The following is a 5,525-nucleotide window of genomic DNA, read 5'->3' as shown; positions in this document are numbered from 1 at the left end:
AATTAATCCGGAGTCACCCCACCCCGGTTTTGTCTAAAGCCAAAACCTCCCCTCCTCGCCTGCGGGGAGGGGATTGAGGGGTGGGGTAAAACGACTGTGGGACAAGCGTTTAACCTTAAGTTGACACTAATGACAAGATGTCCACCCCACAAGTAGTGGTAATTAATTTTTTGGAACTCTCTAATCGATTCTGCAACGCCTGTGTAAGTGTTAGGAATATCGATAGAATAATTTAATGTTTTCACAGACTTGATGGAGTTCTTCAGTGGTTAATCCTTGATAAACAGGTAAGCTGAGGATTCGCTGTGCTTGCATCTCTGTAACCGGAAAACTCCCTTGGGGATAACCTAATTCTTTACCTATTGTGGATAAGTGAATTGGCACTGGATAATGAATTGCAGTACCGATACCGCGATCGCTTAAAAATTGACGCAGTTCATCGCGGCGTTGTGCTTGGATAACAAAGGTGTGGTATACGCATTTTTCGTATTCCCGTTCTGGTGGTATTTGAATCTGAGGAATCTCGGCGAGTTGAGTTTGGTAATAGCGAGCATTTTGGCGACGCTGTTGTGTCCATTCCTGGAGGTAGCGCAATTTGACTAAAAGAATCGCTGCTTGTAGGGTATCCAAACGGGAATTATGCGACCACAAAACACAGTCATCGCGGGTACGCAAGCCAATATTCCGCATGATTTTTAGCTGGTCGTGCAAATCGCCATCGTCTGTAACTAGTACTCCTCCATCTCCACATGCATTTAAGTTTTTGAGAGCATGTAAGCTAAAACACCCGATTTTACCAAAAGAACCCACTCGTCGGCCTTGATATTCTGCGAGTACTGCTTGGGCTGCATCTTCAACTACGGCAATTCCTTTTTCTTTTGCCAGAGTTAAAATTGGTTCCATATTGCATGGTCGGCCTGTCAGATGCACTGGGATAATTGCTTTGGTTTTGGGAGTAATGGCAGCTGCAATTAAACTGGGATCAATGTTGTAATCATCGCCGACATCCACGAATACAGGTTTTGCCCCAAGCACGCGAATACAGCTAGCTGAAGCTACAAAAGAATTCGGCGCGGTGATGACTTCATCGCCAGAACCAATACCCAATACTTTGAGTGCGAAAATTAGCGCATCTGTCCCAGAGTTAACGCCAATGGCATAACGAACGCCGCACATTTGAGCAAACTGACGCTCAAACTCTGCAACTTGCTCGCCTAAAATAAAGTTACCATCGTCAAGAACTTCACCAACTGCTGACAACAATTCGGACTTCAAAGCAGCGTGTTGACTTTTGAGATTGATGTAAGGAATTTGATTAATTGTTAACTGTTGCACTTTAATATCCCAGAATATTGATAACGACTTCACGAGAATAACCAGACTGTCGATGTTCCCAAATATAGATGTCTTGCAAACGACCGAGTTGCAAAAGACTTTGAGCAATGGGGATTTGTTCGGAGGTATGGGTGAGGGCACTTCGGATATGTGCAGGCATATCGTCTAAACCTTCTCCTGGTAAGATGTATTGGCCTGTTTCCGGTACTAATTTAGCAAAAAAGGCTTCTACATCGGGTTTGGCATCATTTTCTTGAATCAGTAAACTAGCTGAGGTATGACGAATAAAAAGCGTACAAAGTCCTGCTTGAATTCCTGATTCTGTAACGATCGCTTGCACTTGTGGGGTAATCTGACACAGAGATTTACCGATGGTTTGCACTTTGATTGCTTGTTGGTAAAGTCTGATGGATGAGTTTGTCATTTTTATTGTTTTCCTAGATGCTCAAACCACAATTTTGTCTCTTGCTCAATTGTTTCTGTTGTCCAAACTGGAGCATCTCGCCAAAGTTCAATATTAGCTAACATTTCACTAACTCCTTGACTCAAGGTAACTTGGGGTTGCCATTTTAAAAGAGTTGTGGCTTTGGTAATATCTGCCCAAGTACAATCTGGTTCGCCTGGACGTTTGGGGATATGAGTAATTGGCCCTTCTAATAATTTTACGAGTGTCAAAACGCTTTCCGATTTCCCCGAACCAATGTTAATTATTTCTCCTGTAATATCCGATTCGGCTGCTTTGATAAAGGCTTCTACTACATCACTCACGAAGGTAAAATCTCTTGTTTGCGTTCCATCTCCCACCACAGTAAAGGGTTTTTTGGCTAGTTTCTGAGCGATAAATACACCAAATACCGCACCATAAGCCCCAGTTGTACGCGATCGCGGCCCGTATACATTAAACAGTCGTAAAGAAAGGGCTGGAATTTGATAAACTTGCGCCCAGTGCATCACTAGTTGTTCTCCTAAATATTTTGTCAAACCGTAGGGGTGTTTGGGATGACAAGGATAGGTTTCCGGTGTGGGATATTGGTCGGGAATACCATAGCAAGTGGAGGAAGCTGTATAAATAAATTTCTCAATTCCAGCATGGCGACAAGCTTCTAATAAGACAAAAGTATTATGCAGATTTGAATAATAATATTGCCCTGGATTTTGGATTGAGGGAACTAAATCCGCTAATCCCGCTAAATGAAATACCCAATCAATATCTGTTAATATTTCTGGAGAAATACTAGCTAAATCTTGTTCGATAAATGTAAATCTAGGATTAGTTTGAGGGACTTTTAAATTAGTCTTTCTGCCTGTAATTAGATTGTCCACCCCAACCACAGTATGGCTTAATTGGAGTAAGCGATCGCATAAGTGAGAACCAATAAAGCCAGCAGCACCAGTTACTAAGCAACTTTTATAAGAATTTAATTTAGTGTTCATATAACTTTACGTAATTAAATTCTACTTTTTGCCTTTTTATAAACTATTTCCTTCGATAACTACATTTTGTAATCAATTTTAATTATCTTTCTTAGAAAAATATTAACATCATCAAAATCCTAAATTTGAAATGGCTCAAGCATTTAATTTAATTATTGTCAATATCGCCAAACTTTATTTATTTGCCCATAAACTTCTGAGTTGAATTTGCAATAACAAAATCATCATCCTCTTTTTTAGTATCAACTAACTAAAATTTTATAAATGTTTAATAAATATATCTCTAGAGTTAGTTCAGTAACGCACCTTCTAGTACACTCAAGTGTTCGCTTTTAATTGTCTTAACTGTCTTAACTGTCTTAATTTTTCCTTAACTGTCCTTGTATTATCCCTTGATTAGTGATAAAGTACTACTTTGAAATTCAAGATTAACTACTCCAAATATTAAATCAAAATATTACGGATGTTACCCATCGTCAATAAAAATAGCAATTCCAAATAACTTGTAAAATATTACAGTGATGATTTTTGTGCTGAGTTTATGGATATAGCGGTAATCAGATAAGTTAGGACATTTTAAAAGCTTAAATACTAGGAATAGTAAGCTTTTACTTCCTGATTTCTGCTATACCAAATAAATGATTAAGCACAAAATTGGAGGTGCTAATTTTGCAGTCTAACAACATCTTGTCCATTGAATTTTCATGAAAACTATACTTTTATACTGGCTAATGACTTTTAGCTCAGGCGTAATACTTTGGCTTTGGGAAAAACAAGATCCCCTCCGCTTAATCAAATATAAACTTCAATTTCTCAAAGAATTTAAAGCGGCATTAGTAGCATTTTGTTATATGTTAATCAATAACTATGTCACTTGGCTCCTAATTACAAAAATATTGATTTTTCCAATAGTCATGGTAGAATCAACTGGATTTTTATCTTTGCCTTTATGGGTGAGATTCTTTACTGCTTTTATACTAAAAGAGCTATTTTATTACATCATCCATCGAATTCAACATGCAAATAAGTATACGTGGTTAACTCATAAGTGGCACCATTCAAGTGAGTCATTATGGTGGTTAGCAGCACAAAGATCGAGTTTGACTAGTGAAATTTTATATACATTTTCCGTTATTTGGTTTCCATTGCTAGGAATTCCTCTAGAACTAATGACGATAGTATCTCTACATGGCGCTTTTCAAAATAATTGGATACATCTCAATGTCAAATCCCAGCCTTGGATGAGAATATTAGAGTGGATTTATGTTACACCCCGGTTTCATAGCTTACATCATTACGATACTAGAGGTAGAAACTTCGGAGATAGTACAACTATTTTCGATCGCTTATTTGGGACTTATTTAAATCCCGATACATATCATTTAGATGAAAATAAATCTGCTGGAATTGACGAACCAGTAACAGTAAAAATGATTGTGGGAATTTAAAAAGATAATCGCTAAATATCAAGCAATAGTAAATAAAATGTAGGGTGTGTTATGCCGAAGGCTAACGCACCTCGATACACTATATCAATTGAGGTGCGTTGCGCTTTGCGACAACACACCCTACTTAAGATTTACTTTTCAAGACAAAGGCTTTTCGCCCAGTCACTAGTCACCAAGTCCTCGATATAATTGGACTTATCTAATTTCTATCATCAGATTTTAGTTTTTGTCATTTTGTGAACCATCTTAGTTAATTCTTGGCAATTGACAATAATATCTTCATTTTTGGCTTCACAAAACATACAAGCATAATCAAATTTTAATCCTTGAGCGACTGTATAATAAAAATGGCTAACTTTTTGACCAAACAGTTCAATTAAAGTTAAATTTTGGGAAAAAATAATATTTGTAACTCCACCACCATGAGGAGCAATCATAAATTCAGCTTGAGCAAATAGCTTCACTTGGTCTGCAAAATCTAAATCTTCAAGCACATAAGGAACAAAATCCATTTTCGCTAAAGTATCTATCACTTGTTCTTCGTTCAAAATGCGCCGAGCATTTGCTTTTCTCCGGGAAATAAAAATCTTGGGACTCAAAAGTAAATTTGGATTTGCATAACTATCAACATTGCTCAAAATACGTTCTCTCACCCAGTGACAAGCTTTGATAGAAATACGTCCCCCTTCCCGGCGTTTAGAGCAAATAATTAATTCGTTAATTTTCGCTCTAGTTCCATTCCATTCAATATAATCTTCTGGACGATAACCCATCAATTCCAGAGAGCGAGTTTCCCAAATTGGCGGGTTTTTATCGATAATTAATTTTGGTTTTTTACCTGTGTTTTGAGAATAATATTCAAGGACTTCTAATCGAGTTAAAGCTTCATATATCCAATGAGCGTATAAAGGACTCCAATAATTCACTAATGAACAAGCTAAATCAATATGCTGTATATTTGCCACTGGTGTAAGATATTGAAAATTAAAACCTTGCCTCAATGTGGAAATGGCAGTATGTTCTAAAACATCTACTCTGTCTAAAACAATTTCTAAAATAATTTTTTTCTCTTGGGTAAATCCAATGCCATGAATTCCGAATAATTCTACATTTTTGACAACCGCAGCAAAAGGATTAGTAAATTCAAACTTACCTTCTTTTTCTCTAAATGCAGTGGGAATTTCTTGATAGCTTATAGCTGGTTCAAGATAAATAACTTCTTCATAGTTTAATTGATAAAGATTATTTTGCTCTTGACATTGCTCTAGCAAATCTTCTCTAGAAATAAAATTTTCATGAAGATAATTA

The 5,525-nt window shown here is 37.0% G+C and carries 5 protein-coding genes; 1 reads left to right on the top strand and 4 read right to left on the bottom strand.

Features of this window, described 5'->3' with window-relative positions; all coding sequences use genetic code 11:
* Nucleotides 1-210: 210 nt before the first annotated feature.
* The 3 genes from GNE10_RS31595 to GNE10_RS31585 are packed head-to-tail and all read right to left on the bottom strand — an operon-like array spanning nucleotide 211 to nucleotide 2,769.
* Entirely contained in the window at nucleotides 211-1,335 is a 1,125-nt protein-coding gene (locus GNE10_RS31595) for a DegT/DnrJ/EryC1/StrS family aminotransferase (RefSeq protein WP_311774902.1), read from the bottom strand.
* 1 nt (nucleotide 1,336) lies between these two features.
* Nucleotides 1,337-1,759 (bottom strand): secondary thiamine-phosphate synthase enzyme YjbQ, encoded by a 423-nt coding sequence (locus tag GNE10_RS31590; RefSeq protein WP_180267517.1) that lies wholly within the window; start codon nucleotides 1,757-1,759, stop codon nucleotides 1,337-1,339.
* A 2-nt stretch (nucleotides 1,760-1,761) separates the two neighbouring features.
* Nucleotides 1,762-2,769, bottom strand: coding sequence for an SDR family oxidoreductase (locus GNE10_RS31585; protein WP_185569881.1), 1,008 nt, complete (start codon nucleotides 2,767-2,769; stop codon nucleotides 1,762-1,764).
* Between the two features lie 704 nt (nucleotides 2,770-3,473).
* On the opposite strand from GNE10_RS31585, the gene GNE10_RS31580 reads away from it, so the two are divergent.
* Nucleotides 3,474-4,217 carry a sterol desaturase family protein gene (locus tag GNE10_RS31580; protein WP_185569880.1) on the top strand — a complete coding sequence of 248 codons (744 nt, stop codon included), beginning with the start codon at nucleotides 3,474-3,476 and terminating at the stop codon, nucleotides 4,215-4,217.
* A gap of 212 nt (nucleotides 4,218-4,429) precedes the next feature.
* Here the strand turns inward: GNE10_RS31580 and GNE10_RS31575 are convergent.
* Nucleotides 4,430-5,525, bottom strand: a 1,096-nt coding sequence (locus GNE10_RS31575) for a DUF563 domain-containing protein (RefSeq protein ID WP_185569878.1), incomplete at its 5' end; no start/stop codon positions are given.

Source organism: Nostoc sp. 2RC, from assembly GCF_014222165.1.
Taxonomy (GTDB): Bacteria; Cyanobacteriota; Cyanobacteriia; order Cyanobacteriales; family Nostocaceae; genus Nostoc; species Nostoc linckia.
The sequence above is the reverse complement of the archived record's forward strand: the minus strand, read 5'-3'. Positions and strand labels throughout refer to the sequence as shown.